The following is a 26,979-nucleotide window of genomic DNA, read 5'->3' on the forward strand; positions in this document are numbered from 1 at the left end:
TCATTCAGGCACTCATGCCGGTGCCGCCGTATCGTGKGCTCTTCTTGGTGGTGCCGGCATGACCGGACTCGCCGCGGCGATCGCGGAGGCGTGGCAGGAGCTCCGCATCCACCGGCTCCGCGTGCTGCTCTCGCTGATCGGCGTCGGTGTCGCGGTCTGCGCCCTGACCTGTGCCGTCGCGGTCAGCAGCATCGCCAAGCAGGCCCTCGTCGAGCAGGCCGAGCGCGAGGGCGGCCGCCCCACGACGTACGGGCTCTTCGCCTACAGCAACGAGAACGGCGAACCGCCGCCGCCCGCCGAGTCCCGGCGCGTGTTCAGCAAGGTCATGGACGACTTCGACATCACCTACCACTCGGCGATCGGCGAGTCCGACGCCTCGGTGGCCGCGCCCACCGGGTCGCGGCACGTCTCGCTGCGCGCCGTCGACGTGGCGTACGCCGACCTGCGGCGCATCGTGCCGGTGCAGGGCAGGTGGCTGGACGCCAAGGACGCGCAGAACCTCAGTCCCGCCGTGGTGGTCGACGCCCGGCTCATGAAGGCGCTGCGGCTCGGCCCCGACTCGCTGCCGGCCACCGTGACGTTCGGCGGCGAGACACCGATCACGGCGACGATCATCGGCCAGGTGCGCAAGGACGACCAGACCGGCCAGCCGACGGCCTACATCCTCTTCGACGCGTACGACCGGTGGTTCGGGGCCAGCCAGCAGATGTACGACGTCAACTTCCAGATGTGGGTGCCACCCAAGGGTGCGAAGCCGTTGAGCAAGGCGGTCGTCAAGGAGTTCAAGTCGCAGCTCCCCGGTCTCCAGGTTCAGGTCAACCGCCAGGACTCGTCGGATCGCGGCGAGTCGTTCAAGACGTTCAAGTACGTCGTGGGCGGCATCAGCGCCCTGATCCTGCTGCTGGGCGCCATGAGCCTGCTCAACATCGCCCTGGTCACGATCAAGCAGCGGGTGCGCGAGATCGGCATCCGCCGCAGCTTCGGCGCGACCACCTCACGGGTGTTCTTCTCGGTCATGATGGAGAGCGTCGTGGCGACGTTCGTGGCCGGGCTCGTCGGCGTCGTCGCTGCGGTCGGCATCGTCAACAGCCCGGTGATCGCCGATCACGTCATCACCAACGTGACCGACATCCCGCCGTTCCCGATCTCGGCGGCGGTGCTGGGCCTGGTCGTGTCGCTCGTCGTCGGCAGCCTCGCCGGACTGCTTCCCGCCCTCATCGCGGTGCGCGTCAAGATCATCGACGCCATCCGGTTCTAGCCGCCGCGATGTGTGAAGCTGGAGGCGCTACCCGGGCGGTTTGACGCCTGCAACCACACATCGCGGGGTGTGGCTAGCTGTCCTTGGCGACGAACCAGGCGACGGCCTCGTCGACGTCGTCGGTGAGGTGCAGCATGTCGATGTCGGGCTGGCCGATCTTGCCGTCGGTCAGCATCGTCGTGCGGAGCCAGTCGATCAGCCCGCCCCAGTACTCGGTGCCGAAGAGCACGATCGGGAACGACGTGATCTTCTGGGTCTGCACCAGGGTCAGGGCCTCGAACAGCTCGTCCATCGTGCCGAAGCCGCCGGGCAGGACGACGTAGCCCTGGGCGTACTTGACGAACATCGTCTTGCGCACGAAGAAGTAGCGGAAGTTGATGCCGAGGTCGACCCACTCGTTCATGCCCTGCTCGTGCGGCAGCTCGATGCCGAGCCCGACCGACACCCCGCCGCACTCGCTGGCGCCGCGGTTGGCCGCCTCCATCGCGCCGGGGCCGCCGCCGGTGATGACGGCATAGCCCTCGCCGCACAGCTTCGCGGCGATCTGCCGGCCCGCCTCGTACATCGGGTCGTCGGGCTTGGTGCGCGCCGAGCCGAAGATGCTGACCGCCGGACCCAGCTCGGCGAGCGCGCCGAAGCCCTCGACGAACTCCGACTGGATGCGCAGCACCCGCCAGGGGTCGGTGTGGACCCAGTCGCTCGGCCCACGGGAGTCGAGCAGCCTCTGGTCCGTCGTGCTCGTGGGTCGCTGCGAACCCCGCAGGCGCACGGGACCCTTGCGATGGTCGGGCCGGGGCTTGTCAGTCGTCATGCGGTCAACCATTTCTCGAGTCGGTCATGCACCCGGTGGAGGTGCTCGACGGGTACGTGCTCGTCGGCCTTGTGGGCGTACGTCGGGTCACCGGGTCCGTAGTTGACCGCGGGGATGCCCAGGAGCGTGAACTGCGCGACGTCGGTCCAGCCGAACTTCGGGTGCACCTCGCCGCCGACGGCCGCGACGAACGCCGCCGCCGCGGGGTGTGACAGGCCGGGCAGCGCTCCAGGGGCCGAGTCGGTGATCGTCAGGCCGAACCCCTCGAACGTCTCCTGCAGGTGCTGGTGCGCCTGCTCCTCGCTGCGGTCCGGTGCGAAGCGGTAGTTGACCGTCACGACGGCCTCGTCGGGGACGACGTTGCCGGACACGCCGCCGCTGATCGCCACGGCGTTGAGACCTTCGCGGTACGTCAGACCGTCGATCTCGACGGTGCGGGGCACGTACGCGTTGAGGCCGTCGAGCACCGGGGCCAGTGCGTGGATCGCGTTGCTGCCCATCCACGCACGAGCCGTGTGGGCTCGCTCGCCGGTCGTACGGATGTCGGCTCGCATCGTGCCCTGGCAGCCGGCCTCGACGCCGGCGTTGGAGGGCTCCATGAGGATCGCGAAGTCGCCGGCGAGGAGCTCGGGCCGCTCGCGGGCGAGGCGGCCGAGGCCGTTGTGCTCCGCGGCGATCTCCTCACCGTCGTAGAACACGTAGGTCACGTCGCGGACCGGCTCGGGCACGCGGGCGGCCATCAGCAGGGCGATCGCCACACCGCCCTTCATGTCGCAGGTGCCCAGGCCGTGGAGGATCCCGCCCTCCAGCCGTGACGGCAGGTTGCCGTTGGCTGGCACCGTGTCAAGGTGCCCCGCGATCACGACGCGTTCGGGACGGCCGAGTGACGTACGAGCGACGATCGTGTGGCCGTCACGGACGACCTCGAGGTGCGACAGCTGCCGCAACGCCGCCTCGACCGCGTCGGCGATGACCTCCTCGTCGAGGCTCTCGGACGGGATGTCTACGAGCGCGGCGGTGAGGCTGACGACGTCGGCGTTCAGGTCGAGTGCGGGCACGGGTTCATTCCACCACGGGGCACCGCACCGCCGGCCGTTACTCGCTCGGGAAGACGCAGAACTCGTTGCCCTCGGGATCGGCCATGACGGTCCACTTCACCTCGCCTGCGGGCGTCAGGATCGTGGCACCGGCGGCGACCAGGTCGTCCAAGGTCACGCCGGGCAACAGTTTGACGTCCCAGTGGATGCGGTTCTTGACTGTCTTGGGCTCGGGCACCGGCACGAAGTCGAAGCCCTCGGTCGGCAGTCCCGGGACGTTCTCGAGCGGCGAGTAGCCGTCGTCGTGCGACACGTCTCCGCCGATGACCTCCGCCCACCAGTCGGAGATCGCGACGTGGTCGGCCGAGTCGACCACGGTCGACTTGAACTTCTTGGCCGGCGGCTCGTCGTAGGTGAAGACGCAGAACTCACCGCCCTCGGGATCCGCCAGCGTCGTCCAGGGGAACTCACCCTCCTTGGTGATGCGCTCGAATCCCGCGAAGGGCTCCATCGACTCGGCGCGTACGTCGACGTGCACGCGCTGCTTGACGGTTCTTGGCTCGGGGACGGTGTTGAGCCACACCTCCTCACCAGGCTCGGAGCCCACGAGGTGGGCGTCGCCGTCGTCGTGGTCGACGATCTCGTAGCCGAGCGTGCTGGCCCAGAAGTCCTTGACCGCGGAGACGTCGGTGGCGTCGATGCAGAGTGCTTGGTAGGTCACGAGAGGCATGAATTCAGCCTGCCACAGCCTGTTCCCTTCAGTGAGCCGTCGGCGTACCCCCTGTCGGGACGCGCGCAGCCGCCCGCCGCATCATCGCTCGTACGACGGCCGGGTGGATGCGCCGGACGAGCGCCGAGTAGGCCCGACCGCGCCGGTTGTGCACGTGGACGACCGTGCTCACGACGACCCGGTCCGGCTCGCACAGCACCGACGCCCGGAAGTCGAGGTGGCTCTGGTCGATGCCGAGCAGCACCTCGTCGTCCGTACGTGCGACGGGGTCGAACGCCCCGCTGCCGGCCCGGTCGATGCCCACGAGGCGTACGAGCGACTCGCGTGCGAGCAGCAGCGCGCCGACCCAGACGGGTGGTGCGTGGAACACCGCGTCGGCCCAGTCCTGCGGGTCCGACGAGCTGCCCACGGGTCGCGGCACGGCGTACGCATCGGACCAGTCGACGCGCGGCAGCGCGTCCTGCAGGAGCGGCGTGGCCGGCACAGGAACCGCGGCGACCCGGGCGAAGGCGAACCGATTCCGCATGCTGACTCCGTTCCATACGCCCCCGTATGGAGGACATCCATACGGTAGCGTATGGACATGCCTGCTGCCAAGACCCCGCGTGCCTCGCTGACCAAGGACGACTGGAGCGCCGCCGCGCTGACCGCCTTGGAGCGCCACGGGCTGGCCGCCGTCGCGGTCGAGCCGATCGCGAAGACTCTCGGCGCCACCAAGGGCAGCTTCTACTGGCACTTCACCGGTCGCGACGACCTGATCGCCGCCGCGCTCGACCAGTGGGAGCGCCGCGACACCGACGGGGTCATCGCCGTCGTCGAGCAGGCTGAAGACGACGAGGAACGGCTGCGGCTGCTGCTCCGGCTCGTGCTGCAGGCCGTCGTCGGGACCCCGGGCGCCGGCTCGGTCGAGCTGGCGCTGCAGCCGCACGCCGACCACCCGATGGTCGCGCCGGTCCTGGCGAGGGTCACCGAGCGCCGGATGTCGACGCTCGAGTCGCTGTTCGCGCAGCAGGGGCTGTCGCCCGCAGACGCACGGGACCGGGCACGGCTGACGTACGCCGCCTATCTCGGGCACGCGCAGCTCGCCCACGCGACGCCGGGTCAGCTGCCCACGGGCAAGGCGTTCACGGCGTACGTCGACCGCATCGTCGAGACGCTCGCCGAGGTCTAGTCCTGGACGGCCTTGATGATGGCGATCGCGGTCGTGACCCGTTCGGTCTCGCCGTCCTCGATCGCCCACATCGCGTTGTGCACCTCGCGAACGATGACCCAGTCGCGGGCCCGCTCCTCGTCGAGGCCCGCCACGTCGACCGCAGTGTGGAAGCGCCGCCGCACGGCCTCCCGCACGTCGCCTGACGCGACGATCTCGTCCCAGCGGTTGAACAGCAGCATGTCGACCTCGTAGTGCGGGTCGCCGGAGACCGGCTGCGGGTCGATCGCGAGCCACGGTGACCGGTCACCTGCCAGCACGTTCTCGAAGTGCAGGTCGCCATGGATCAACGTGCCGTTCGTCGCCGGGTCACCAGCCAGGTCACGGCCGAGGTGAAGGGCCTGATCGACGATCCGGCGTGGGATCGGCGCGTCCCTCGGCAGTCGTGCGAGGTCATCGGTGTAGCGGCCGACGTACGAGCTCAAGGTCAGCATCTGCGGCGGAGCAGGGACGTGCAGCTGCCCGTAGAGACCGGCGATGATCTCGCACGCGTCCACGTCGGGGAGCTGCGTCAGGTCGCGGGTCGACAGTCGTTCGAGCAGCATCGCGTTGCGCCGCGGATCGGCGCGGAGCATCAGCACCGCTCCCCTGCCGTGCCAGTGCTGCAGCGCGAGGATCTCGTGCTGGCACTCCTCGTGGGGCCAGGCGACCTTGAGCACCGCCGCGCGGCCGTCGGCGCGTACCGGCACGACGAGCGACGTCCAGCCGTGCATCGGCTCGCCGTCGACCGTCAGGTCCCACTCGTCGAGCAGCTCGCGCACGGTGCGCGGGACGCCGTCGACCCAGGCCGCCCACTCGGGGCTGCGCGTCGCCGCCGCCAGGAATGCCGGCGGCAGGTCGAACGGCAGCAGACTCACGCCACGAGCCTAGGCGGCGGCCGGAGGCCATTACGCCGCATCCCTACCCCCAACCTGCGGACGTGCCGCGCCACCAGCGGTCATCCTGCTTGCATGGCGGTCGACATGCTGGCGTTCAAGCCCTCTGCGGGCTTGCACGACCTTGTCGTCCAACGCCTGAGCGACGGCCCTTTGAGTGGTGCGGACCGGCTCGTCATCGAGGCGGCGGCCGACGAGGTCGTCGGACTGATCCGCACGTTCCTGCCTCGTCAGGACGACTCGTTGGTCGAAGCCGTGCGCCGGTTCCACGACGACGACTGGATGGCCGGCTGCGGGTACGCCGGCGGCGAGGGCAGCGCACCTGTGCGGGCCGACGCCGCTCGTCGTCTCGTACGCGAGCGGGTCGACCTGGCGTTCGGAAGCTCGGCGGCGGACGTGCTGATGCACACCGCGATCGTGCGTGGCTATCTCGACCCACACGGTGGGCATCTCGCTGCCCAGCGTGAGCTGCACCTGAGCCGCGCGACGTTCTATCGGGCGCTGAGGCGGGCCAGGGGCCGTCTCAGCAACCCGATCGAAGCCACCTGAACCATCCGACCCGCCGAAGGACCGACACCCATGCGCCTGTCACTGCCCGCCCGTACGCTCATCGCCGCCGCCACCATGCTGGTCGCGCTCACCGCCTGTGGGTCCGGCAGCGATGGCGCCAAGCCCACGGCGGCCGACAAGCCCGCCGCAGCCGCCACGAGCTCGGCACCGAAGATCCCCGAAGACCTCTGCACGGCGTTCACGGCCGAGGAGCTCGGCACGGTCGTCGGGGCCACCGTCACCACGGAGACCCAGCCGGGCGGAGGGTGCGGCTTCAAGCAGGAGGACCCACGCGCCGTCTCGGGCTCGATCACGGCGATCCCGGACGATCCGGGCACGGGCGGATTCGACGGCGCACAATCCGGCGCGTCCGGCGCGATGGACTCACCCCAGGTCGTCAGTGTCGACGGGGTCGGCAGCAAGGCGTTCCTCGCGTTCGGGACCGTCTTCGGCGGCGAGAGCCTGCAGACAGCCGGAGGCACCACCGACGGCAAGGTGATCGCCCTGGTCACGATCCAGCAGGCCGAGGGGCTCAAGCAGCCGGCCCTCGAAGAGCTAGGGCGCAAGCTCCTCGTCCTCGCCGACGACAAGCTCCACTGAGCCGGCGGCCCAGCCGTGGGCCAGGTCCAGACGTGACCGGGCACCAGAGCGGCGCAGGGCCGCAGACACATGCTTCTCGACCGCCTTCACGCTGACGTCGAGGCGATCGGCGACCTGGGCGTTCGACAACCCCTCGGCGACGAGCGCAACGACCTCACGCTGCCGCGGCGTCAGCACGTCGCCCATGCGCGACTCCGCAGGTTGAGCGGGGTCGCCCGCCCTCGCGAGGAGCTGGAGCCGCGTGCCGACACCGAACGCTGCGAGGACTCGCGACGTGTGCACCCGCACGGTGTGGGGCGAGATGAACAGGTGCCGGGCGATCTGGGTCGTCTCCCGACCCGCCAGGATCAAGGTGGCGATCTCGGCCTCCCTGGCCGAGAGCGCGGACCAGCCGTTGCCGATGACCGGCGGAAGCCGACGCCCTGCGCGACCCAGGGTCTGGCCGGCTGCCCTGCGTACGGCGTGGTGCCCGAGTCGATCGCTGGCGGCCACCAGCTCTCGCATCGAGCGAGCCGCCGTCGACACGTCGTTGCCGGCGAGGCGGACCCGCGCCAGGACGACCTCCGTCTCGGCCAGCTCCACGTTCCGGCCATCCACCCGGCAGCCCTCGGCCGCTTGCTCCGCCAGCGCGATCGCGCGCTCGTGGTCGCCGGCCATCTCGGCGAGACGGGCCTCGAGCCGCTGGATCGTCGGGCGGGCGATCGGATGGTCCGCGAGAGCCTCCGCCTGCGCGCCCCACGCCTCGGCGGCGTCCCGGTCGCCCAGCTCGGCCGCGGCAGCGACCAGGAGCTCCAGGCCTAGGGCTCGGTCGATGACGGTGAACCGCGACAGGCCCGCGTCGCCGCCGGCGATGAGAACGAGCGAGGCACTCTGCGCGACGTCACCGATCGCCACCGCGGCAAAGGCCGCCAACAGGTGGAGCCCGCGGCTCAAGTGGTCGTCGGCCGCGAGCCCGGCGGCCTCGATCTCAGCCACCAGAGTGGCGGTCGACATGGCGTCAGCGCTGTTGCCGGACACCAGCCCGGCCACGGACAGCGTCAGGAGGCGGGCCCGCTCGCTGTCGGCAGCCGCCACGGCCCGTCGAGCCGACCCTTGCGCTTCGTCGATACGACCACCGAACGCCGCGATCCGCGCACCTGTCGCCAGCATCATGGCCCGGTACGAGTGCCCCACCCACGACTCGGTGACCGAGTCGTCCCACACCGATGCCGCAACGCCGAGACGCGCCTGCGTCAACGCCGCCTCGGCGACGAGGTAGCGGACGAAGTCGTCCAACGCACCGCTGGACGGGCCCAGGACGGCGACGGCGTCATCGAGCGCTGGTGAGAGCGTCGGCCCGGTGAGGCCGGCATCCGCGAGCGCCACCACGGCCAGGGCCAGGCAGCGGTCGACCTCGGAGCCGGCCGCCACGACAGCGGCGCGACCTGCCTGCTCGGCCGCCTCGAACTCGCCCAGCCAGAAGCTCGCCACGCCGGTCATCGACCGGGCCGTCGACCCGCCCTGCCCTTCGAGCTCGGCCACCACCTGCGGCGCCCTGCCCTGGCCCATCAGGTCGAGCGCCCGCGCGACGGTGCCCAGGTCGTCCATCCCGGCAGGCTAGTGCCGCGGAGTGCCGCCTGTCAGAGCGTCGACTGGATTCCCGCGAGGAGCTGGCGGGCCATGACGACGCGCTGCACCTGGTTGGTGCCCTCGTAGATCTGGGTGATCTTGGCATCGCGCATCATGCGCTCGAGCGGGTAGTCGCGGGTGAAGCCGTAGCCGCCGAGCAGCTGCACCGCGTCGGTGGTGACCTGCATCGCGGTGTCGGAGGCGAACGCCTTGGCCGCGGCGCCGAAGAACGTCAGGTCCTTGTCGCCGCGCTCGGAGCGACCCGCCGCGGCGTACGTCAGCTGCCGGGCGGCCTCGACCTTCATGCCCATGTCGGCGAGCATGAACTGCAGGCCCTGGAAGTCGGCGATCTTGTGCCCGAACTGCTTGCGCTCCTGGACGTAGCCGAGCGCGTAGTCGAGTGCCCCTTGGGCGACGCCGACGGCCTGCGCGGCGATCGTGACGCGGGTGTGGTCGAGCGTCTTCATCGCCGTGGCGAACCCCGTGCCCTCCGGGCCGATGATGCGGTCGCCGGGGATGCGTACGTTGTCGAGGTAGACCTCGCGGGTCGGCGAGCCCTTGATGCCGAGCTTGCGCTCCGGGGCGCCGAACGACACGCCCTCGTCGGACTTCTCGACGACGAACGCCGAGATGCCCTTCGTACGCTTCTCGGGATCGGTGACCGCCAGGACCGTGTAGAACTCGGACTCGCCGGCGTTGGAGATCCAGCGCTTCACGCCGTTGAGCACCCAGTCGTCGCCACTGCGCACGGCACGGGTCTTCTGGTTGGCGGCGTCGCTGCCGGCCTCGGGCTCGGACAGGCAGTAGGAGAAGCCCTCTCCGTGGGCCAGACGCGAGAGGTAGTTCTTCTTGAGCTGCTCGTCGCCGGCGATCATCAGCGGCAGCGAGCCGAGCTTGTTGACCGCGGGGATCAGGGACGCTGACACGTCCACGCGAGCGATCTCCTCGATGACCAGCACGGTGGCGAGCGCATCGGCTCCCGCTCCGCCGTACGCCTCGGGCACGTGCGGCGCGTGGAAGTCCGCGGCGAGCAGCGCCTCGGCGGCTTCGTGCGGCCAGCGGGCCTGCTCGTCGACATCAGCGGCGAACGGGGCGATCTTGGCCTCGGCGACGGCGCGGACCGCCTCGCGGATGGCTTGGTGCTCCTCGGAGAGGACGAACATGTCGGACACGTGGACTCCCGATAGTAGGACGACCTAGTAATGATACCTCCGGCCGACACCGCCTCCGACCGATCCTCTGGTGGCATCGGACACACTGGCGGCATGACGAGCTCCTTCACCGGGCACATCGCCGGCCTCGGGACGTCATCAGGCGTACGTCTGGTGGTGGGCGTCTGGGACGTGAGCCCGTTCGGCGCGTTCGCCGACGTCATGGTCGAGGACGCCGCCGGGCACCGCACCCTGATCGCACCGCGGCAGACCGTCGCCGACTTCGTGGCGTCGACCTACACGTTCGACGAGGTCCGTATCGAGCCGGTGTCGGTGGAACGAGGCGCGGAGTGGTCGGTCCACACCCGGTCGTTGCAGCTTCGGTTCGTGCCCGGTCGGCGCCTGTGGGTCGGCCCCCTGCTCGGCCTCGTGCCGCCACCGCTGCGCCGCACCGCTACGTGGGCCAAGCTCTGTGACCCCGTTGCCGCCCGGTTCATGCCGGGGGTTCGCACGTACGGCTCAGCAGGCAACGGCCGCACCGAGTGGTACGCCGCGACGGACGTCCGCCGCGTGGTCGACGCCCGGGCGACGTGGGAGGGCGAGGAGCTGGGCGAGCTCGCTCCGGTCCGGCCGCCCGTACGCTTCGGGTTCGCGTCAGCGCCAGGCAAGCCGACACTCACCACCCTGACGTCGTACGTGCGCGAGTAGATTTCTGGTCATGCGCACCGAGATCACGAACGAGGCCGAGCTGCGCGACCTGCTCGGCGAACCGATGCAACGCGTCCTCGACAAGGACTCCGACGTCTTCCTGTCCGAGCACCGCGCCTGGCTCGCGGCCTCGCCGCTGTGCCTCGTCGCGACCTCCGACGCGTCCGGCGCCTGCGACGTCTCGCCCAAGGGTGACCCGGCCGGGTTCGCCCACGTCGTCGACGACACGACGCTCGCGATCCCCGAGCGACCCGGCAACAAGCGCGCCGACGGCTTCTCCAACATCCTGCAGAACCCTCACGTCGGGCTGATCTTCCTCGTCCCCGGCCGCGGCGACACGTTGCGGGTCAACGGCCGGGCGACGCTGCTGGCCGATGCTCCGTACGCCGACCAGATGGTCGTCAAGGGTCACAAGCCGACCGTGATCCTCGAGGTCGCCGTCGAGCAGATCTTCTTCCACTGCTCCAAGGCGTTCCTGCGGTCCAAGCTCTGGGACCCCGAGACGTGGCACCCCGAGCAGGTGCCGAGTCGCGCCCAGATCGCCAAGTCCCTCGAGCGGCCCGACGACTCGATCGAGGAGCTCGAGGCCTACTACGGCCCGAAGTACGCGGAGAAGCTCTACACGAGCTGACCGTCAGCGGAAGCCGAGACCACCTGAAGGGTTGCGGATCTTCTCGCCCTTAGCACGGGCAACGTCGGCGAGATCGGCCTGGAACGCGAGCATCCGCTCGGTCAGCGTCGCGTCACCCGTCGCCAGGATGCGTACGGCGAGCAGGCCGGCGTTGCGGGCGTTGCCGATCGACACCGTGGCCACCGGCACGCCCGCGGGCATCTGGACGATCGAAAGCAGGGAGTCCATGCCGTCGAGGTGCTTGAGCGCCACCGGGACGCCGATGACCGGCAACGGCGTGACAGCCGCGAGCATGCCGGGCAGGTGGGCCGCTCCCCCGGCGCCGGCGATGATGACCTCGATGCCGCGGGCATGCGCCTCGCGGCCGTAGGCCAGCATCTCGTCGGGCATGCGGTGCGCCGAGACGACGTCGGCCTCGTACGCGATGCCGAACTCGCCGAGCGCCGTGGCCGCGGCCTCCATGGTCGGCCAGTCGGAGTCCGAGCCCATCACGATGCCGACACGAGCCTGATCAGTCATGGGTCACTCCTGTGGTGAACAGTGCTGCGGATCGGCGGGCCCGGGCGAGCACGTCGTCGAGGTCTGAGCCGTACGCCGTCACGTGGCCCACCTTGCGGCCGGCCTTGACCGACTTGCCGTAGAGGTGGATCTTGACGTCGGGCTCGGCGGCGAGGGTCACGGCGCGCTGCGCCTCGAGGTCCTCGACGGCGCCGCCCAGGATGTTGACCATGACAGACCACGGTGCACGCGCATCGGTGGCGCCGAGCGGCAGGTCGAGCACGGCGCGGAGGTGGTTCTCGAACTGGCTCGTGACGGCTCCGTCGATCGACCAGTGCCCCGTGTTGTGCGGGCGCATCGCCAGCTCGTTGACCAGGAGCCGCCCATCGGTGGTCTCGAACAGCTCGACCGCGAGGATGCCGGTGACGTCGAGCTCGGTCGCGATCCGTTCGGCCATCGCACGGGCTTCGGCGTCGAGCGCAGGGTCGAGGTCAGGGGCCGGGGCGATGACCTCGGCGCACACCCCGTCGGCCTGGCGCGACTCGACGACGGGATAGGCGCGCACCTCGCCGGAGGGCGAGCGGGCGACGAGAGCGGACAGCTCGCGCCGGAAGTCGATGAGCTCCTCGGCGAGCAGCTGGCGACCGGACGCGAACGCCTCCTCGGCGTCGGCCGTCGAGCGTACGACCCACACACCCTTGCCGTCGTAACCGCCACGGGCCGTCTTGACCACGGCCGGGAAGCCGAACTCGGCAAGCGCCTCGAGCCCGCCGTGAGATGGCAGCGCGACCCAGGAAGGAGCAGGGATGCCCATGCCGGAGAGCTGCCTCCGCATGTCGGCCTTGTCCTGGGCGTACAGCAGGGCGTGTGGTCCGGGCCGGCATGCGTGGCCCTCGGACTCGAGGGCCCGCAGGTGCTCGGGCGGGACGTGCTCGTGGTCGAACGTGACGACCGGCGCGTCAGCCACGATCGCACGCAGCGTGTCGAGGTCGGTGTAGTCGCCGACGACGTGATCGGGGACGACCTGGGCGGCCGAGACGTCAGGCGCCTCGGCGAGGAGCCGGATGCGGATGCCGAGGCCGATCGCGGCCTGCTGCATCATGCGAGCCAGCTGGCCACCACCGATGACCGCGAGCTGAGGTGAAGGCACGTGCCCAGCCTATCGGGAGCGGAAGCCGCGACGTTCGCTCACCGTGATGGGCGAGACGTTGCCGAACCCCCGCAGCGGCCGAGGCGGCAGGGTGCGGGTGTCGAACTCGTCGCCGAGGCTCGCCGCAGTGGCCGCGTCGATCAGCACCCGGTTGCTGCGTGCGACGTGCGACAGCCGCGCGGCGAGGTTGACCGGCGGGCCGAAGACGTCGCCGAGCCGGCTGATCGCGGATCCGGTCGCGAGACCGACGCGGATGTCCGGCATGTCGTCGCGCGACGCGATCTGCGAGACCAGGTCGAGCGCCGTACGTGTGCCCTCGCGGGCGTCGCCGATGACGAACAGGACGGCGTCGCCGAGGGTCTTGACGACCCGGCCGCCGTGAGCCGTGACGATGTCGGTGCAACGGGTCTCGAAGTTCTCGACGAGCGCTCCCAAGGTCGAGTCGTCGAGCTCGTTGGACAACGAGGTGAACCGCGACAGGTCGGCGAACCCGACGGTCATGACGGTCGACAGCAGCTCCTCGTCAGCGGCCCCGAGGGCTTCGATGCGGGCCGCGGCAGCAGCGAGATGGCGGCGCCACGCGTAGATCATGAGCTGCTCGAAGCCCGGCGCCACGTCCGTCGCGAGGCCCACGGCGGCGCCCAGCCGGCTGGCGGCCTTGCCGCCCTGGACGTCGTGCTCGACCTGGTCGACGAGCGTCGAGACCTGCCAGTCGGCGAGCCGCGACATCGTCGTGCCGAGGGCCCGGGTGATGCGGTAGACCGTCTCCTCGTCGAGCGTGCCCGACTCGATGGCGGCGGCAACCGTCGCCACGGCGGCGACGTCGGGCTCGCCGTACGCGATCGCGTCGCCGGTGTCCGGGAAGCCGAGGGCACGCCACAGCCGCTGCCCGTCCTCGAGGCTCAGCCCGCCCTTGTCGGCGACCTCGGAGCTGCTGAGGGTCAGCTCACCGCCGAGGATCAGGCGGGCGAGCTCGTCACGAAGCTCAGACCGACTCATCCGTCGCCGTCTTGTCGTGCTTCTCGAACACGAGGTTGGTCACGGTGCGGTGGAACGCCTCGATGTGCGGGATGTCGTTGAGCTCGAGCCCGGCCTGCTCGCTGGCGTCGTGGATGATCAGCGTGCCGCAGCCGAGGATGCGGTCGTTGAGGTTCTTCTCGAACGCGACGTCGTTGATGCGGCTCAGCGGGATGACGCGACCCGTGCGGGTCAGCAGCCCCTTCTGCTCGACGATGCGCTTGTTGGTCAGGGTGTAGGTCCAGGTGAGCCACTTGAGGAACGGCAGCACCGAGCCCCACAGGATCAGGACGAGCATCGCCGCCACGACGATCCAGCGCGGGACGCCGCTGCCGGAGTCACCCACCTGGCTGATCGCCCAGCCTCCGACGCCGGCCACGACGAGCAGGATCAGGAAGGGCAGGAACAGCACCTTGACGTGGGTGCGGGTCGTGGCGATGACCTGTTCGCCGTCGATCATCAACTTGCGGGGGAGGCTCATGTCCGTAATTTTCTCACGTCGCCGGTCGCACGTGGGTGATATCACCCGCGCTGATCGCCTGGCCGTCGACCAACAGGCGGCCGAGCTCGTCGATCCCCGTCGCCTGGCCCTCGAGCGCGTTGCCGTCGGGGAGACTCACCCGCACCCGGGTGCCCAACGTGACGCACCGCCGGACGTACGAGTCACGGATGCCCGAGCCGGGGTCGCCGCCGGCTGCGGCCCAGGCGCGGTAGAGCGCCTCGAGGTTGCGGAGGAAGGCTCTCAGGACGATCGTGCGGTCGGTCTCGGTCGCGCCCTCGAGGGCCAACGACGTGGCAGTGTCGACCGGCAGCTCGTCCTGGCGCAGTGACACGTTGAGTCCCACGCCGATGATCGCGGCGGAGCCCTGCGGCGTGTCGACGCGCTCGAGCAGGATGCCGGCGATCTTGCGGCCGTCGACCAGCACGTCGTTGGGCCACTTGAGCCCGGACTCGACGCCGCACTCGTGCACCGTCGCGTCGACCGCCAGGCCGACGAGGAGGGGCAGCCAGACCCACCGCGCCGCCGGTACGCCGTCGGGGCGCAGCAGGACCGAGACGATGACGCCCGAGCCGGCCGGCGACTCCCACGACCGGTCGAGCCGGCCGCGGCCGGCGGTCTGCAGGTCAGTGGTGTGCACCGTGCCCTCCGGCGCCCCGGCCCGCGCGGCGGCTGCCACGTCGGCGTTCGTGCTGCCGGTCTCGGGGGTGACGACGATGTCGGTCCAGAACCGGCCCGGCCCGGCGACGGCGGCACGCAGGGCAGCGGCGTCGAGCGGTGGTCGGTCCAGGTCGCGATAAGTCATGAGAACAGACTCACATACCGGTCAGAGCCTCTGATCGTTACGCTGACCCCCGTGACCGAACAAGAGATCGAAGCCCACCCCGAGCTCCACACGACCGCCGGCAAGCTCGCGGACTTCCAGCGACGCCAGAAGGAAGCCACGGTCGAGATGGCCGAGCGCGCGGCCGAGAAGCAGCACAAGAAGGGCCGCCAGAGCGCCCGCGAGCGCATCGAGCAGCTCCTCGACGAGGGCTCGTTCGTCGAGCTCGACGCCCTGGCCCGGCACCGCAGCACCGCGTTCGGCCTGCAGGAGAACCGACCGCTCGGCGACGGCGTCATCACGGGCTACGGCACGATCGACGGCCGCCAGGTGTGCGTGTTCAGCCAGGACTTCTCGATCTTCGGCGGCAGCCTCGGCCAGGTCTACGGCGAGAAGATCACCAAGGTCATGGACCTGGCGATCAAGTCCGGCTGCCCCATCATCGGCATCAACGAAGGCGCCGGCGCGCGCATCCAGGAGGGTGTCGTCTCGCTCGGCCTCTACGGCGAGATCTTCAAGCGCAACGTGCACGCCTCCGGCGTCATCCCGCAGATCTCGCTGATCATGGGCACCAACGCCGGCGGTCACGTCTACTCCCCCGCGGTCACCGACTTCGTCGTGATGGTCGACAAGACCTCCAACATGTTCATCACGGGTCCCGACATCATCAAGACCGTCACCGGCGAGGACGTCTCGATGGAGGACCTCGGCGGCGCCCGCACGCACAACACCAAGTCCGGCAACGCGCACTACATGGCCGCGGACGAGGAGGACGCCCTCGAGTACGTCAAGGCGCTCATCTCCTACCTGCCGCAGAACAACATGGAGGAGCCCGAGCCGTACGACGAGGTGGCCGACCTCGAGCTCACCGAGACCGACCTCGCGCTCAACACCCTCGTGCCGGACTCGGCCAACCAGCCGTACGACATGCACACCGTGATCGAGTCGATCCTCGACGACGGCGACTTCCTCGAGGTCATGCCGCTGTTCGCGCCCAACATCATCATCGGCTACGGCCGCGTCGAGGGCCGCAGCGTCGGCGTCGTCGCCAACCAGCCGATGCAGCTGGCCGGGTGCCTCGACATCGACGCCTCGGAGAAGGCGGCGCGCTTCGTGCGTACGTGCGACGCGTTCAACATCCCGGTCCTCACGTTCGTCGACGTGCCCGGGTTCCTGCCCGGCACCGGCCAGGAGTGGGACGGCATCATCCGTCGCGGCGCCAAGCTCATCTACGCGTACGCCGAGGCCACGGTCCCGCTCGTCACGGTCATCACCCGCAAGGCGTACGGCGGCGCCTACGACGTCATGGGGTCCAAGCACCTCGGCGCTGACATCAACATCGCCTGGCCGTCAGCCCAGATCGCCGTGGTCGGCGCCTCGGGTGCGGTCGGCATCCTCTACCGCAAGGAGATCGCCGCGGCGGACGACCCGGACGCCAAGCGGGCCGAGCTCATGACGGCGTACGAGGACGAGCTCTGCAACCCCTATCTCGCCGCCGAGCGCGGCTACGTCGACGCCGTCATCGAGCCGGCACAGACCCGCGCCGAGGTCGTCAAGGCCCTGCGCCTGCTCAAGACCAAGCGCGAGACGCTGCCGCCCAAGAAGCACGGGAACATCCCGCTGTGACCGACGAGACGCCTGAGTCGCCGGCCGAGACCAGCCACAAGCCGATCCTGCGCGTCGTCAAGGGTGACCTGACGCCGGAGGAACTGGCCGCGCTCGTTGCGGTCGTCGCTGCCCGCAACGCCGCCGCGGCCCACGCGGCGGCCCGCACCAAGCCCAAGGTCCGGTCGCAGTGGGGCCACCCGGCCCGCATGGCTCGTACGCCGCACCGCGTCGGCCCGGACCTGTGGCACCGGTCGGCCTTCGGCGGCTGACGATGCCGCTGCGCCCGCTGGCCGACGTGTCACCGGCCGAGTGGTTCGTCGGCGACGACGCACCACCGGCACTGCGCGCCAACCTCGGCCCGTCGGGCTTCGAGTCGTACGTCCGGGTGCTGCACAGCCCGATGGGGCCCGGCGACGACCGCTACGAGGGCCACCTCGAGCAGCACCTCCTCGACGCGCTGTGCGAGGTGCTGGCTCGGCACACCACAGCCGCCGACGACTGCTTCTTCGGGTTGTGGGACGGCTACGGCGAGCTCTACGGCGGCGAGGCCGTGGGCTTCCTCACCGCGTTCAGCGGCCCGATGCGCTGGCCCGGCCGGATCTTCGGCAAGGAGAAGCCGCCACCACCGATCCCACCGGCGTTCCCGGTCTCGGTGCTCGAGGGGCCCAAGGTCACGTTCCTCCACGACTACCTCCTGTTCGGTGGGCCTCTCAGCGCCGCCGGGGAGTGGGGCGCCGCCAGCTATGGACACGCGATCAGTCGCGACATCAACAGCCCCAACCTCATCTGGCCCGCCGACCACGCCTGGTTCGTCACGACCAACATCGAGGGCACCTGGACCGGAGTCGGTGGTTCGGCCGCCCTGATCCACGACCTGCTGGCCGAGTCGCGTCTCGAGGTCGTACGCACCCGCTATGACGAGGGAGCGCTGCGATGAGGGTCATCCTCGCGTCCGCCTCACCAGCCCGCCTGGCCACGTTGCGGGCGGCCGGAATCGAGCCCGAGGTCATCGTGTCCGGCGTCGACGAGGAGCGCATCACCTCGACCGACGCCGCCAACCTCGCCGCGGCCCTGGCGCAGCTCAAGTGCCGCACGGTCGCGGCACAGATCGACGGCGACGCGCTGGTCATCGGGTGCGACTCGGTGCTCGCGTTCGAGGGCGAGATCTTCGGCAAGCCCGCGGGCCCGGTCGAGGCCGCCGGACGGTGGCGCCGCATGCGGGGACGTAGCGGTGTCCTGCACTCCGGCCACTGCGTGCGTCGGGGCGAGGAGGAGTTCGTCGAGACCGCATCGACGATCGTGCACTTCGCCGACATCAGCGACGCCGAGATCGACGCGTACGTCGCGACCGGCGAACCGTTGCAGGTCGCCGGGGCGTTCACGATCGACGGGCTCGGGGGCGCCTTCATCACCGGGATCGAGGGCGATCACCACAACGTCGTCGGGCTCTCGTTGCCCCTGCTCCGCGACCTCGTGGGCGACCTCGGCATCGCCTGGACCGACCTCTGGTCACTGCCCAAGACATGAATCCGTTGGTCTCTGCTGCCAAACAGTGGGAGACTGGTCAGACGATGGCAACTTCACCGCGGCGACGCCGCTATCACCCGTCCAGTCCCTTCCAGGCGAAGCCGGAGGTCGCGGACGAGGTCTACGAAGTCGGGGCCCGAGTCTCGCACGACACGTTCGGTCTCGGCCGCATCGTCAGCCTCCAGGGCACCCAGTCGGCTCAGGTCGACTTCGGCGACGAGGTCAAGCACATACCTCTCCCCTGCGCCAAGATGACCAACCTGTAGGTCTCCCCGCACGGTTCTGGCCTTCTCGGGCGGTCGCCTGCATGCAAGGCCCGACCACCTAGAACGCGTTCGGGCCGAATGCCTCGGCGCGGGCCACGAGCTCCGGTGGCGCCGTTGCCATGGGTACGCACGCCGGGATCGCGTCAAGGGCCAGCTGCATCCGCGCATCGGTCCAGAGGATCCGCTCCGCCGCGCGTTCCTGCTCCAGCTCCGGCCGCTGCCACCACGGCGAAGGGCCGAACATCTCGGCGAACTGCGCCGCGCGTACGGCGTAGAAGCCCGGGTTGCACTCGCGCGCCATCTCGATCCGGCGCTGCGTCTCGGCGGCACTCGGGCCGGTGAAGCGACTGTCGTGCGCAGCCCAGGTCGTGTGCGCGTCGAGCCAGTCGATGACGAGATCCAGCAGGCGTGGGAGCCGCTGCACGACGGCGTCGCGCAGCGCGATCGCGGGAGCGTGCTGCACCGCGATGCGGAACCGCTCCAGGTCGAACGTGAACGGGTCGACCGAGCCGGTCGGCGACGCCGCGGCCAGGGCGTCCCGGCGCTCCAGCAACGCGATCGCCTCCGCCTCACGGGCGACGTCGCCCGTCGACCTGGAGTGCTCGACGGCTGCCGCGAGCGTCTCCCTGCTCGGGGTGATCGTCCCGCCGAGGGCCTCGTTGAGGCCGGCCTCGTCGACCTGGCGGAGGAACACCGGGTAGGTCACGCCCGAGCGGCCGAGCGCGAGCAGCTGCTCCAGGACCGCGATCGCCTCCTCCTGTCCCGTCATCGAGCGCAGCTGGCTCAACGAGGCCTCGTACGCCTCGAGCGACTGGGCCAGCAGGGTCGCGTCGTCCGGGGTCGTCGCCGGCGCGCCGGTGCTGCCACCTCCCGCAGCCGCCGTCATGACTCGTGTGTACGCGTCGGTGAACCGCTGGTAGTAGCCGCCACCCGCCAACTTCGCCGAGAACTCGCCGACGTCGCTCAGCTCCTGCCCCAGCGCCTCCATCGCCGCGAGGGCAGCCGCCATCTCCCCGACGTCCTGCCCGGTCGACCCGGACGTCCGGACGCCGTCGAGCAGGTCCCGGAACGTGCCGAGCATCGCGTCCACCATCGTGGGATCGACGGGCATCAGCGACCTCCGAGTACGAGCGAACCGTGCTCGGCGAGGCGGCGTTCGAAGACCTCGTCGGCGACCGGTACGAGCCGACGGTGCCGCTCGGCGCGCGCCACCTCCGGGTCGAAGGACCAACCGGGCTGGTGGTGCCGGCCTTCCGCCTCGACCTGCGACCACGAGTCCTGTGCCGTCGCGACCGCGTCGGACGCGTACGTCTCGAGCTCTGCCTTCCAGCGGTCCGGGACCTGGGCGGTGCGCCACACCTCGACGTTCTCCCATGTCGTCAGCGACGTGGCCCACAGTCGTGTCAGCTCGTCGACCGTCACCGCGATGCTCATGCGTTGCTCGATCGCAGCAAGCAGCGACGCGAGCGCCGGGGCATCCGCCGCCGTCTCCAGACTAGCGAGCACCTCGGCGGGGCCCTGCGCCCGTACGGTCTCCGCGGTCTCGGCGTACACCGCAGCCCGGGCGTTGGCCTGGTCACGAGCGAGCGCGCGGCCCATCTCCATGGACAGCTCGATCGCCGTCGCACGCAGGTCCTCGATCGAGGAGGCTGCATCGACGGCCTCGGCCATCGCCCGCTCCGCGGCAGCCGTCTCCGGATACACCGGGTTGGCGGCCGATCGCCGCGCCCGCGACCAGTAGTAGTCGCGGTAGTCGGCCAGCCGCTGGGTGTCACTCATCCGGACACCCTAGGGAGTACGGCGGGTGGCACGTGGCAGTTTGCCGATTCAGGCCGTCACCCGCGGTGTCGCACGTAGTGCGCGATCGCGTCGTCGCTCCGGCCGGCGCCATAGGTGCGCAGCATCTCGGCGATCTCGGGGTGCTGCCCGCCGATCAGCTCGGCAGCCGCAAGATGATCGGAGGCCGACGCGACGCTGCGGAACATCGCCTGCACGTCGAGAGCCGACTCGTCCCTCGTGGAGCGGCGGGTCGTCAGGATGTCACCGCCTCCCCGCACCGCGGCGATGCGTTCGAGCGCCCCCGTCACGTCGAGGTCGCCGCGCTGCACGGCACCGACCGCGTCGTGCATGACCTGCAGCTTCTGTGCGGCGACCGGGTTGCCGATCTTGACCCGGTGCGCGTTGACGAGCTGGGACAGCATGGGCGCCGAGATGCCCAGCAGCTCAGCGAGACGCGACTGGTTGAGGCCAAGAGCCTTCCCGCACCGGCTGAGGATGTCGCCGAGCGGTTCGCCATAGAGTTGAGCCTGCGCCTCGCGCCCGTCCATGTCACTCCCTAGGTCAAGAGATTTGCCTTCGCAAACAGTTTCATCTTGACATATGCAGATCGTGTGGACGAGACTCGAGGAACTATTTGCTTTAGCAAACATCGGGGGAAGCACATGATCCGCAAGGCCGGCCTTGCCGCATTGACCATCATCCTGCTCGGTCTGGGCCTCAGCCTCCCGGCCAGCGCCGACGGCGAGGATCCCGGCAAGCTCATGCTGGTCCTGGACTCCTCGGGGTCCATGAAGGAGAAGTCCGGCAGCACGACCAAGATCGCCGCCGCCAAGGACGCCCTCGGCACGGTCATCGACAAGCTGCCGGCCCAGCAGGAGGTCGGGCTGCGGGTCTATGGCGCAAAAGTCTTCTCCGCCAAGGACAAGGGCGCGTGCACAGACTCGCAGCGAGCCGTCGACCTCGGCACGGACAACCGTTCCGACCTCAAGGACGCCGTCGCGACATACAAGCCGTACGGCGAGACGCCCACCGGCTACGCCCTCAAGCAGGCCGGCAAGGATCTCGGAAAGAGCGGGTCCCGGACGATCGTGCTCGTCTCTGACGGAGAGTCGACCTGCTCCCCGGATCCGTGCAAGGTGGCCGCTCAGCTGGCGGAGGACGGCATCTCGCTGCACATCGACGTCGTCGGGCTCGACGTCTCCGGCAGCGCCCGTCAACAGCTCCAATGCATAGCGGGCTCCGGCAACGGCAGCTACTACGACGCACAGGACGCTGACGACCTGGTCAGCGCGCTCGACACGCTCGCGACCCGAGCAGCCCGCCCGTACGAGTCCATCGGCCGAAAGATCACCGGCAGCCAGAAGGCGACGACGGCGCCGAAGATCAGTGCCGGCGATTGGCGTGATGTCCTCGGCGGTGCCGGCTCGAAGAAGCGCGAGCTGTTCTACCGACTGAGCGACTTCGACCCGACGTCAACCCTCCATGTGTCGGCGACGATCAATCAGCCCCTTGGCGGCAATGACAAGATCAACGTCGACATCGTCCGGGCCAAGGACGTCGCCGACTCGGGTTCCTTCTGTGCACGCGATTCCGCCCTCGATCTGGGTGCGGCCCAGGTAGGCCTCCTGTCGCCGTCCGTCAGCTGGAGCTACGACAAGGCGAAGCCAAAGGTCGACTGCAAGCCCGACGGCCTGCTGGTCCGCGTGCGTCGTGGCTGGGACTGGACATACGAGAAGTACGACGGTGGCGGCAACAACGACCTCCCGGTCGAGATCCGCATCATCGAGGAGCCAGCAATCGACAAGAGCGCTCCGTTGCCGAGCAAGCAGGACGACGGCGTGTTCCAGATCCCGGCGAAGGCGACGAGCCGCACGGCCCTGATCGGTGGCTCATCCTTCGCGAACGCCCCGACGATCCAGGCGGGTGCCTACACGGACACGATCGTGCCCGGCGAGACACAGATCTTCCTTGTCGATGTCGGCTGGGGACAGAGCCTGCAGTCGCAGGTGGACCTGCCCAAGCTCTCTGGGGCGCTCAAGGAGCAGGTCGGACCACTCGGTCCCTACGTCACGACCGAGATCTACTCGCCGGCGCGGGCACTCGCCACCAAGCTCATACCGAGGGACTCCGCCGGGGAGATCACGAACAACCGAGCCGAGCTCGCGAACGAGACCGACCTGCAGTCCAGGGCGATGACGGCCCCGATCCGCTACAACAATCGGCAGTTCCTCGGCGGCTCGTCTGTCGAGAACGACGCGGCAGCTGCGCTCGCCGGGAAGTACGCGATCGTGATCCACACCGACACCGACAAGCGAACCAATGTCAGCTACCAGGTGCCGATCACGTTCGACGTCAACGTTGTCGGCGACGTGACCGGAGCGCCGAAGTACACGTCAACACCCAAGAAGGTTGGTCAGGTGACCAAGACCGCGAGCGATCAGGACCGCGCCTCCGCAACCGCGAAGGACGACGACGGAGGCTTGCCGGTGCTGCCGATCGGGCTCGGCATTCTCGGGGTCGTCCTGGTCGGCGGAGCGTTCGTCGTGTTCCGCAGAGCGCGCGTCTCGGCCTAGAGCGTGAGCGCCGCGAGCAGCAGAGCGGCGACGCCCGCGGCTGCCAACAGCCCCGCGAGGACGTACAGGCGGGTCGTGGCACTCATCGGCTCACGTGGGAGCTGCACGGGTTGGCGGTTCGGGGCCGCACCGGTCCCCGGCCCGTCGGCACCCCAACCGGCGGGCAGCTCGGGCAGATGACTGAACACCTCGATCGGGTCGTCGCCCGGGTCAGCCACCTCGGTGGCCGCGAGCGCCTCGCGCGCCTCGGCGGCGGATGCGTAGCGGGCGAGCGGGTCGAGGGCCACCAACCGCGCGCGTACGGCAGCCAGCTCGCCGCTCGCCGGACCGGGCGGTGCGGAGGCCTCCGGTCGTACGCCGGTCAACATCTCCTGCATGACCATGCCGACGGAGAAGAGATCCTGCACGGGGTCCGGGTCGGCCCCGGTTGCCACCTCCGGCGCCGAGTAGCCCGGGGTGTGCACCAGGTCGGACGCCCGGGTCAGCCGGGGCTCGTCGAGCGCTGCCGCGATGCCGAAGTCGGAGAGCCGCAGGTGGGGCTCTCCGGTCCCGGTCGGCTCCAGCAACAGGTTGGCGGGCTTGATGTCGCGGTGGACGATCCCGGCGGCGTGCACGGCTGACAACGCGTCGAGCAGCTGGAGGACGAGGGTCCGTACGAACGAGGCAGGCAGCGGACCGTAGTCGCCGAGCAACGTGGCGACTGATCCTCCGCCGACGAGCGGCATCGCGAACAGCACGCGATCGTCCTCAGCGGACCAGCCGGTCGGTGCGACCACGTGGGGATGCTCGACCCGTGTCGCGGTCTCGCGCACGAAGCGGAGCAACGACGAGCTGTCGGACTGCCGCAACATCTTGGCCGCGCGATACGTACGGTCGCGGAGGTCCCAGACCCGCCAGACGGTGCCCATGCCTCCGGACCCGAGCACGTCGACGAGCTCGTAGCGTCCTGCGAAGACTTCCCCCACCCGGTCGAGACTAGTGGTGCCCTACTCGACCGGCAGGCCGAGGCCGCGCGCGATCAGCATGCGCTGGACCTCGGACGTACCCTCACCGATCTCGAGGATCTTGGCGTCCCGGTAGAAGCGGGCGACCGGGTACTCCTCCATGAAGCCGTAGCCGCCGAACACCTGGGTCGCGATGCGCGTCGCGGTCACCGCCGACTCCGACGTGTAGAGCTTGGCGATCGCCGCAGCCTGCTTGAACTCCTTGGCGGGTGCGCCGGCGTCCTTGAGCGCGGCCGCCTGATAGGTCAACGCACGACCGGCCTGGGCCATGACCGCGAGGTCGGAGATCTGGAAGGCGACGCCCTGCTTGGTGCCGATCGGCACACCGAACGTCGTGCGCTCACCGGCGTACTGGACGCAGAGGTCGAGGCAGGCCTGGATGCAGCCGACCGCCAGGGCCGCGATCGCGACGCGTCCGTCGTCGAGCGTCGCGAGGAACTGCGCGTATCCCCGGCCGCGCTCGCCCAGCAGGTGGTCCGCAGGGACCCGAGCGTCGACGAACGACAGCGGGTGCGTGTCGGAGATGTGCCAGCCGAGCTTGTCGTACGCCGGCTCGACGATGAAGCCCGGCGTGCCGGACGGCAGGACGATCGTGGAGAGCTCGGGCGAGCCGTTCTCCCGCGTACCCGTGCGGGCCGTGACCGTCACGAGAGAGGTGATCTCGCTCCCGGAGTTGGTGATGAACTGCTTGGCGCCGTTGACGACCCACTCGTCGCCGTCGAGCTCGGCCTTGGTCTTGGTGGCGCTGGCGTCGGAGCCCGCACCGGGCTCGGTGAGGCCGAACCCGGCGAGCGCCTGGCCGGCGACGAGGTCAGGCAGCCAACGCTCCTTCTGCTCCTGCGTGCCGAACGTGAGGATCGGGTTGATGCCGAGGCCCACTGCGGCCTCGAGCGTGATGCCGATCGACTGGTCGACGCGGCCGAGCTCCTCGATGGCGACGCACAGGCTCGTGAAGTCGCCGTCGGCACCGCCGAACTCGTCGGGGGCCGTGAGGCCGAAGAGGCCGAGGCTGCCCATCTTCTTGACGAGGTCGACCGGGAAGTGGTGGTCCTTGTCCCACGCCGCTACGTGCGGGGCGACCTCGGCCTCGGCGAACTCGCGAACGGTCTGACGGAACGTCTCGTGCTCACGGGACAGGGCGAAAGTCATGCCAGCATGTTAACAACCGTTAACCATCGTTAACCACCGCGGCCACCCCGGTCGCACCTCCGCGTAACCAACCTCATAAGGCCGTCGGCCCTCGAACGCCCTAGACTGCGGCAGGCAACCGTGTCGGATCGAGGAGAACACTTCAGTGAGCAAGCCCCTGGCCAAGGTCCTGATCGCCAACCGCGGAGAGATCGCCGTGCGGGTGATCCGTGCGTGCAAGGACGCCGGCATCGACAGTGTCGCGGTCTACGCCGAGCCCGACCGTGACGCGGTGTTCGTACGCCTCGCCGACGAGGCGTACTCGCTCGAAGGCTCCACGCCCGGCGACTCCTACCTGTCGATCGAGAAGATCCTCGCCGTCGCCAAGCGCAGCGGCGCCGACAGCGTCCACCCCGGCTACGGCTTCCTCGCCGAGAACGCCGAGTTCGCCCAGGCCGTCATCGACGCCGGGCTGATCTGGATCGGCCCGCCCCCGCACGCCATCGAGAACCTCGGCGACAAGGCCAAGGCCAAGCAGCTCGCCCTCAAGGCCGACGCCCCGCTGGCGCCCGGCACCAAGGATGCGGTCAAGGACGCCGACGAGGTCGTCGCGTTCGCCAAGGAGAACGGCCTGCCCGTCGCGATCAAGGCCGTCTTCGGCGGCGGCGGTCGTGGCCTCAAGGTCGCCCGCACGATCGAGGAGATCCCCGAGCTCTACGAGTCCGCGGTCCGCGAGGCGATCAGCGCGTTCGGCCGTGGCGAGTGCCTCGTCGAGAAGTTCCTCGACAAGCCGCGCCACGTCGAGACCCAGTGCCTCGCCGACTCGCACGGCAACGTCGTCGTCGTGTCGACCCGCGACTGCTCCCTGCAGCGCCGCCACCAGAAGCTCGTCGAGGAGGCGCCCGCCCCCTACCTGACCGACGACCAGATCGAGCGGCTCTACGCCTCGTCCAAGGCGATCCTCAAGGAGGCCGGATACATCGGCGCCGGCACGTGCGAGTTCCTGGTCGCCCGCGACGGGACGATCAGCTTCCTCGAGGTCAACACCCGCCTTCAGGTCGAGCACCCGGTCTCCGAGGAGGTCACGGGCCTCGACCTCGTACGCGAGATGTTCCGCATCGCCGCCGGGGAGGAGCTCGGCTACGACGACCCCGAGATCCGCGGCCACTCGATGGAGTTCCGGATCAACGCCGAGGACGGCGGCCGCGGCTTCCTGCCGGCCCCCGGCACCCTGACCAAGTGGGCACCCCCGTCGGGCCCCGGCATCCGTCTCGACGGCGGCTACGAGGAGGGCGAGACGATCCCCGGATCGTTCGACTCCCTGGTCGCCAAGCTCATCGTCACCGGCACGAGCCGTCAGCAGGTGCTCGAGCGCTCCCGCCGCGCACTCGACGAGTTCGTCGTCGACGGCATGCCCACCGTCATCCCGTTCCACCGCTCGGTCGTCGACGACCCGGCGTTCACGGCGGCTGACGGCAACTTCGAGGTCTACACGACGTGGATCGAGACCGACTACGTCAACGAGCTCGAGCCCTACGTGGGCAGCTCCGAGACCGCGGAGCCGGACGAGCGCGAGCGCGTCACGGTCGAGGTCGGCGGCAAGCGCGTCGAGGTCGTGCTGCCCGGAGGCCTCGGCGCATCAGCCGTCCCGGCCGGCGGCGGCGCCAAGAAGGCCAAGCGCAAGGGCGGCAAGGCGGCCGGTGCCGCAGCCAGCGGCGACTCGCTGACCGCACCCATGCAGGGCACGGTCGTCAAGGTCACCGTCGAGGAAGGCCAGACCGTCGCGGCGGGCGACCAGATCGTCGTGGTCGAGGCCATGAAGATGGAGCAGCCCATCAACGCCCACAAGGACGGCGTCGTGACCGGACTGTCGATCGAGGTCGGCGCGACCGTGACCTCCGGCGAGGTCATCGCCGAGATCAAGACCGCCGAGTAGCCT

General features: G+C 69.8%; 30 protein-coding genes. 13 read left to right on the forward strand and 17 right to left on the reverse strand.

Going from position 1 to position 26,979, the window contains the following annotated elements; genetic code table 11:
• Positions 1-58 precede the first annotated feature (58 nt).
• On the forward strand, positions 59-1,258 hold the full coding sequence (locus ASE12_RS07145) for an ABC transporter permease (RefSeq protein WP_056398762.1): 1,200 nt from the start codon (positions 59-61) through the stop codon (positions 1,256-1,258).
• Positions 1,259-1,331: 73 nt separating this feature from the next.
• Here ASE12_RS07145 and ASE12_RS07150 read toward each other — a convergent pair whose 3' ends face one another.
• The 4 genes from ASE12_RS07150 to ASE12_RS07165 are packed head-to-tail and all read right to left on the reverse strand — an operon-like array spanning position 1,332 to position 4,362.
• A complete protein-coding gene (locus tag ASE12_RS07150) occupies positions 1,332-2,069 on the reverse strand; it encodes a TIGR00730 family Rossman fold protein (RefSeq protein ID WP_235508862.1) in 738 nt (245 codons plus the stop codon).
• Positions 2,066-3,127, reverse strand: coding sequence for a succinyl-diaminopimelate desuccinylase (gene dapE, locus ASE12_RS07155; RefSeq protein WP_056398766.1), 1,062 nt, complete (start codon positions 3,125-3,127; stop codon positions 2,066-2,068). Before dapE ends, ASE12_RS07150 begins: the two co-directional genes overlap by 4 nt.
• 37 nt (positions 3,128-3,164) lie before the next feature.
• Entirely contained in the window at positions 3,165-3,836 is a 672-nt protein-coding gene (locus ASE12_RS07160; RefSeq protein WP_056398769.1) for a VOC family protein, read from the reverse strand.
• A 28-nt stretch (positions 3,837-3,864) separates the two neighbouring features.
• The gene (locus ASE12_RS07165; protein ID WP_056398771.1) at positions 3,865-4,362 is read right to left on the reverse strand and encodes a DUF2867 domain-containing protein; all 498 of its coding nucleotides are present in this window, start codon (positions 4,360-4,362) and stop codon (positions 3,865-3,867) included.
• A 57-nt stretch (positions 4,363-4,419) separates the two neighbouring features.
• Between ASE12_RS07165 and ASE12_RS07170 the strand changes: the two genes are divergently transcribed.
• Complete coding sequence (locus ASE12_RS07170; RefSeq protein WP_056404610.1) at positions 4,420-5,007, forward strand: TetR/AcrR family transcriptional regulator; 588 nt, start codon at positions 4,420-4,422, stop codon at positions 5,005-5,007.
• Here ASE12_RS07170 and ASE12_RS07175 read toward each other — a convergent pair.
• Positions 5,004-5,903, reverse strand: a complete 900-nt coding sequence (locus ASE12_RS07175; RefSeq protein ID WP_235508863.1) for an aminoglycoside phosphotransferase family protein — start codon at positions 5,901-5,903, stop codon at positions 5,004-5,006. The genes ASE12_RS07170 and ASE12_RS07175 overlap by 4 nt on opposite strands.
• Before the next feature lie 93 nt (positions 5,904-5,996).
• Here ASE12_RS07175 and ASE12_RS07180 point away from each other — a divergent pair, with 93 nt between their 5' ends.
• Positions 5,997-6,470: a hypothetical protein gene (locus ASE12_RS07180; RefSeq protein ID WP_056398774.1), complete on the forward strand. Its 474-nt coding sequence runs from the start codon at positions 5,997-5,999 to the stop codon at positions 6,468-6,470.
• A 30-nt stretch (positions 6,471-6,500) separates the two neighbouring features.
• A complete protein-coding gene (locus ASE12_RS07185) occupies positions 6,501-7,070 on the forward strand; it encodes a hypothetical protein (RefSeq protein WP_056398777.1) in 570 nt (189 codons plus the stop codon).
• Here ASE12_RS07185 and ASE12_RS07190 read toward each other — a convergent pair.
• Positions 7,026-8,657: a helix-turn-helix transcriptional regulator gene (locus tag ASE12_RS07190; RefSeq protein ID WP_056398782.1), complete on the reverse strand. Its 1,632-nt coding sequence runs from the start codon at positions 8,655-8,657 to the stop codon at positions 7,026-7,028. The two genes, ASE12_RS07185 and ASE12_RS07190, sit on opposite strands and share 45 nt — an antisense overlap.
• Positions 8,658-8,689: 32 nt before the next feature.
• On the reverse strand, positions 8,690-9,841 hold the full coding sequence (locus ASE12_RS07195; RefSeq protein WP_056398784.1) for an acyl-CoA dehydrogenase family protein: 1,152 nt from the start codon (positions 9,839-9,841) through the stop codon (positions 8,690-8,692).
• 102 nt (positions 9,842-9,943) lie between these two features.
• Between ASE12_RS07195 and ASE12_RS07200 the strand changes: the two genes are divergently transcribed.
• Positions 9,944-10,537, forward strand: a complete 594-nt coding sequence (locus ASE12_RS07200) for a hypothetical protein (protein ID WP_056398787.1) — start codon at positions 9,944-9,946, stop codon at positions 10,535-10,537.
• 10 nt (positions 10,538-10,547) lie between these two features.
• The gene (locus tag ASE12_RS07205; RefSeq protein WP_056398790.1) at positions 10,548-11,168 is read left to right on the forward strand and encodes a pyridoxamine 5'-phosphate oxidase family protein; all 621 of its coding nucleotides are present in this window, start codon (positions 10,548-10,550) and stop codon (positions 11,166-11,168) included.
• Positions 11,169-11,171: 3 nt separating this feature from the next.
• Here ASE12_RS07205 and purE read toward each other — a convergent pair whose 3' ends face one another.
• From purE to ASE12_RS07230, 5 genes are read right to left on the reverse strand one after another with little or no spacing between them, the layout of a single operon-like run.
• On the reverse strand, positions 11,172-11,687 hold the full coding sequence (purE, locus tag ASE12_RS07210; RefSeq protein WP_056398793.1) for a 5-(carboxyamino)imidazole ribonucleotide mutase: 516 nt from the start codon (positions 11,685-11,687) through the stop codon (positions 11,172-11,174).
• Complete coding sequence (locus tag ASE12_RS07215) at positions 11,680-12,816, reverse strand: 5-(carboxyamino)imidazole ribonucleotide synthase (protein WP_082582139.1); 1,137 nt, start codon at positions 12,814-12,816, stop codon at positions 11,680-11,682. The genes purE and ASE12_RS07215 overlap by 8 nt, the downstream gene beginning before the upstream one ends.
• Positions 12,817-12,825: 9 nt before the next feature.
• Positions 12,826-13,815 carry an adenylate/guanylate cyclase domain-containing protein gene (locus ASE12_RS07220; RefSeq protein ID WP_056398796.1) on the reverse strand — a complete coding sequence of 330 codons (990 nt, stop codon included), beginning with the start codon at positions 13,813-13,815 and terminating at the stop codon, positions 12,826-12,828.
• On the reverse strand, positions 13,802-14,314 hold the full coding sequence (locus ASE12_RS07225; protein WP_082582140.1) for a PH domain-containing protein: 513 nt from the start codon (positions 14,312-14,314) through the stop codon (positions 13,802-13,804). The genes ASE12_RS07220 and ASE12_RS07225 overlap by 14 nt, the downstream gene beginning before the upstream one ends.
• A gap of 13 nt (positions 14,315-14,327) precedes the next feature.
• Positions 14,328-15,137 carry a biotin--[acetyl-CoA-carboxylase] ligase gene (locus ASE12_RS07230; protein WP_056404616.1) on the reverse strand — a complete coding sequence of 270 codons (810 nt, stop codon included), beginning with the start codon at positions 15,135-15,137 and terminating at the stop codon, positions 14,328-14,330.
• A gap of 51 nt (positions 15,138-15,188) precedes the next feature.
• Between ASE12_RS07230 and ASE12_RS07235 the strand changes: the two genes are divergently transcribed.
• From ASE12_RS07235 to ASE12_RS07255, 5 genes are read left to right on the forward strand one after another with little or no spacing between them, the layout of a single operon-like run.
• On the forward strand, positions 15,189-16,781 hold the full coding sequence (locus tag ASE12_RS07235) for an acyl-CoA carboxylase subunit beta (RefSeq protein ID WP_200954978.1): 1,593 nt from the start codon (positions 15,189-15,191) through the stop codon (positions 16,779-16,781).
• Complete coding sequence (locus ASE12_RS07240) at positions 16,778-17,032, forward strand: acyl-CoA carboxylase subunit epsilon (protein ID WP_200954979.1); 255 nt, start codon at positions 16,778-16,780, stop codon at positions 17,030-17,032. The genes ASE12_RS07235 and ASE12_RS07240 overlap by 4 nt, the downstream gene beginning before the upstream one ends.
• A 2-nt stretch (positions 17,033-17,034) precedes the next feature.
• Positions 17,035-17,700 carry a hypothetical protein gene (locus tag ASE12_RS07245; protein WP_157412842.1) on the forward strand — a complete coding sequence of 222 codons (666 nt, stop codon included), beginning with the start codon at positions 17,035-17,037 and terminating at the stop codon, positions 17,698-17,700.
• Positions 17,697-18,290: a nucleoside triphosphate pyrophosphatase gene (locus ASE12_RS07250; protein ID WP_056398804.1), complete on the forward strand. Its 594-nt coding sequence runs from the start codon at positions 17,697-17,699 to the stop codon at positions 18,288-18,290. Before ASE12_RS07245 ends, ASE12_RS07250 begins: the two co-directional genes overlap by 4 nt.
• A 44-nt stretch (positions 18,291-18,334) precedes the next feature.
• Positions 18,335-18,556, forward strand: coding sequence for a hypothetical protein (locus tag ASE12_RS07255; RefSeq protein WP_056398807.1), 222 nt, complete (start codon positions 18,335-18,337; stop codon positions 18,554-18,556).
• A gap of 58 nt (positions 18,557-18,614) precedes the next feature.
• On the opposite strand, the gene ASE12_RS07260 is transcribed toward ASE12_RS07255, so the two are convergent.
• Genes ASE12_RS07260 through ASE12_RS07270 form a run of 3 tightly spaced genes read right to left on the reverse strand, consistent with a single transcriptional unit; the run spans position 18,615 to position 20,883 of the window.
• Positions 18,615-19,667, reverse strand: a complete 1,053-nt coding sequence (locus tag ASE12_RS07260; RefSeq protein WP_056398810.1) for a hypothetical protein — start codon at positions 19,665-19,667, stop codon at positions 18,615-18,617.
• Positions 19,667-20,335 (reverse strand): hypothetical protein, encoded by a 669-nt coding sequence (locus tag ASE12_RS07265; protein ID WP_056398813.1) that lies wholly within the window; start codon positions 20,333-20,335, stop codon positions 19,667-19,669. The genes ASE12_RS07260 and ASE12_RS07265 overlap by 1 nt, the downstream gene beginning before the upstream one ends.
• A 56-nt stretch (positions 20,336-20,391) precedes the next feature.
• Positions 20,392-20,883, reverse strand: a complete 492-nt coding sequence (locus ASE12_RS07270) for a transcriptional regulator (protein ID WP_056398816.1) — start codon at positions 20,881-20,883, stop codon at positions 20,392-20,394.
• 114 nt (positions 20,884-20,997) lie between these two features.
• On the opposite strand from ASE12_RS07270, the gene ASE12_RS07275 reads away from it, so the two are divergent.
• On the forward strand, positions 20,998-22,908 hold the full coding sequence (locus ASE12_RS07275) for a VWA domain-containing protein (RefSeq protein WP_056398820.1): 1,911 nt from the start codon (positions 20,998-21,000) through the stop codon (positions 22,906-22,908).
• Here the strand turns inward: ASE12_RS07275 and ASE12_RS07280 are convergent.
• Together ASE12_RS07280 and ASE12_RS07285 are read right to left on the reverse strand one after the other, a co-directional pair.
• Positions 22,905-23,873: a serine/threonine-protein kinase gene (locus ASE12_RS07280; RefSeq protein WP_056398824.1), complete on the reverse strand. Its 969-nt coding sequence runs from the start codon at positions 23,871-23,873 to the stop codon at positions 22,905-22,907. The genes ASE12_RS07275 and ASE12_RS07280 overlap by 4 nt on opposite strands.
• Before the next feature lie 21 nt (positions 23,874-23,894).
• Positions 23,895-25,061, reverse strand: a complete 1,167-nt coding sequence (locus tag ASE12_RS07285; protein ID WP_056398827.1) for an acyl-CoA dehydrogenase family protein — start codon at positions 25,059-25,061, stop codon at positions 23,895-23,897.
• A gap of 145 nt (positions 25,062-25,206) precedes the next feature.
• Here ASE12_RS07285 and ASE12_RS07290 point away from each other — a divergent pair, with 145 nt between their 5' ends.
• A complete protein-coding gene (locus tag ASE12_RS07290) occupies positions 25,207-26,976 on the forward strand; it encodes a biotin carboxylase N-terminal domain-containing protein (RefSeq protein WP_082582141.1) in 1,770 nt (589 codons plus the stop codon).
• Positions 26,977-26,979: the final 3 nt, after the last annotated feature.

Origin of the sequence: Aeromicrobium sp. Root236 (genome assembly GCF_001428805.1) — a bacterium.
In the GTDB taxonomy this organism is placed as follows: domain Bacteria; phylum Actinomycetota; class Actinomycetes; order Propionibacteriales; family Nocardioidaceae; genus Aeromicrobium.

Bases quoted from the DNA above. Each gene is read 5' to 3' on its own strand.
- ASE12_RS07145 (WP_056398762.1), top strand. From the start codon at position 59: ATGACCGGACTCGCCGCGGCGATCGCGGAGGCGTGGCAGGAGCTCCGC.
- ASE12_RS07150 (WP_235508862.1), bottom strand. From the start codon at position 2,069: ATGACGACTGACAAGCCCCGGCCCGACCATCGCAAGGGTCCCGTGCGC.
- ASE12_RS07160 (WP_056398769.1), bottom strand. From the start codon at position 3,836: ATGCCTCTCGTGACCTACCAAGCACTCTGCATCGACGCCACCGACGTC.
- ASE12_RS07165 (WP_056398771.1), bottom strand. From the start codon at position 4,362: ATGCGGAATCGGTTCGCCTTCGCCCGGGTCGCCGCGGTTCCTGTGCCG.
- ASE12_RS07170 (WP_056404610.1), top strand. From the start codon at position 4,420: ATGCCTGCTGCCAAGACCCCGCGTGCCTCGCTGACCAAGGACGACTGG.
- ASE12_RS07180 (WP_056398774.1), top strand. From the start codon at position 5,997: ATGGCGGTCGACATGCTGGCGTTCAAGCCCTCTGCGGGCTTGCACGAC.
- ASE12_RS07185 (WP_056398777.1), top strand. From the start codon at position 6,501: ATGCGCCTGTCACTGCCCGCCCGTACGCTCATCGCCGCCGCCACCATG.
- ASE12_RS07190 (WP_056398782.1), bottom strand. From the start codon at position 8,657: ATGGACGACCTGGGCACCGTCGCGCGGGCGCTCGACCTGATGGGCCAG.
- ASE12_RS07195 (WP_056398784.1), bottom strand. From the start codon at position 9,841: ATGTTCGTCCTCTCCGAGGAGCACCAAGCCATCCGCGAGGCGGTCCGC.
- ASE12_RS07200 (WP_056398787.1), top strand. From the start codon at position 9,944: ATGACGAGCTCCTTCACCGGGCACATCGCCGGCCTCGGGACGTCATCA.
- ASE12_RS07205 (WP_056398790.1), top strand. From the start codon at position 10,548: ATGCGCACCGAGATCACGAACGAGGCCGAGCTGCGCGACCTGCTCGGC.
- purE (WP_056398793.1), bottom strand. From the start codon at position 11,687: ATGACTGATCAGGCTCGTGTCGGCATCGTGATGGGCTCGGACTCCGAC.
- ASE12_RS07220 (WP_056398796.1), bottom strand. From the start codon at position 13,815: ATGAGTCGGTCTGAGCTTCGTGACGAGCTCGCCCGCCTGATCCTCGGC.
- ASE12_RS07225 (WP_082582140.1), bottom strand. From the start codon at position 14,314: ATGAGCCTCCCCCGCAAGTTGATGATCGACGGCGAACAGGTCATCGCC.
- ASE12_RS07230 (WP_056404616.1), bottom strand. From the start codon at position 15,137: ATGACTTATCGCGACCTGGACCGACCACCGCTCGACGCCGCTGCCCTG.
- ASE12_RS07245 (WP_157412842.1), top strand. From the start codon at position 17,035: ATGCCGCTGCGCCCGCTGGCCGACGTGTCACCGGCCGAGTGGTTCGTC.
- ASE12_RS07250 (WP_056398804.1), top strand. From the start codon at position 17,697: ATGAGGGTCATCCTCGCGTCCGCCTCACCAGCCCGCCTGGCCACGTTG.
- ASE12_RS07255 (WP_056398807.1), top strand. From the start codon at position 18,335: ATGGCAACTTCACCGCGGCGACGCCGCTATCACCCGTCCAGTCCCTTC.
- ASE12_RS07260 (WP_056398810.1), bottom strand. From the start codon at position 19,667: ATGCCCGTCGATCCCACGATGGTGGACGCGATGCTCGGCACGTTCCGG.
- ASE12_RS07265 (WP_056398813.1), bottom strand. From the start codon at position 20,335: ATGAGTGACACCCAGCGGCTGGCCGACTACCGCGACTACTACTGGTCG.
- ASE12_RS07270 (WP_056398816.1), bottom strand. From the start codon at position 20,883: ATGGACGGGCGCGAGGCGCAGGCTCAACTCTATGGCGAACCGCTCGGC.
- ASE12_RS07275 (WP_056398820.1), top strand. From the start codon at position 20,998: ATGATCCGCAAGGCCGGCCTTGCCGCATTGACCATCATCCTGCTCGGT.
- ASE12_RS07285 (WP_056398827.1), bottom strand. From the start codon at position 25,061: ATGACTTTCGCCCTGTCCCGTGAGCACGAGACGTTCCGTCAGACCGTT.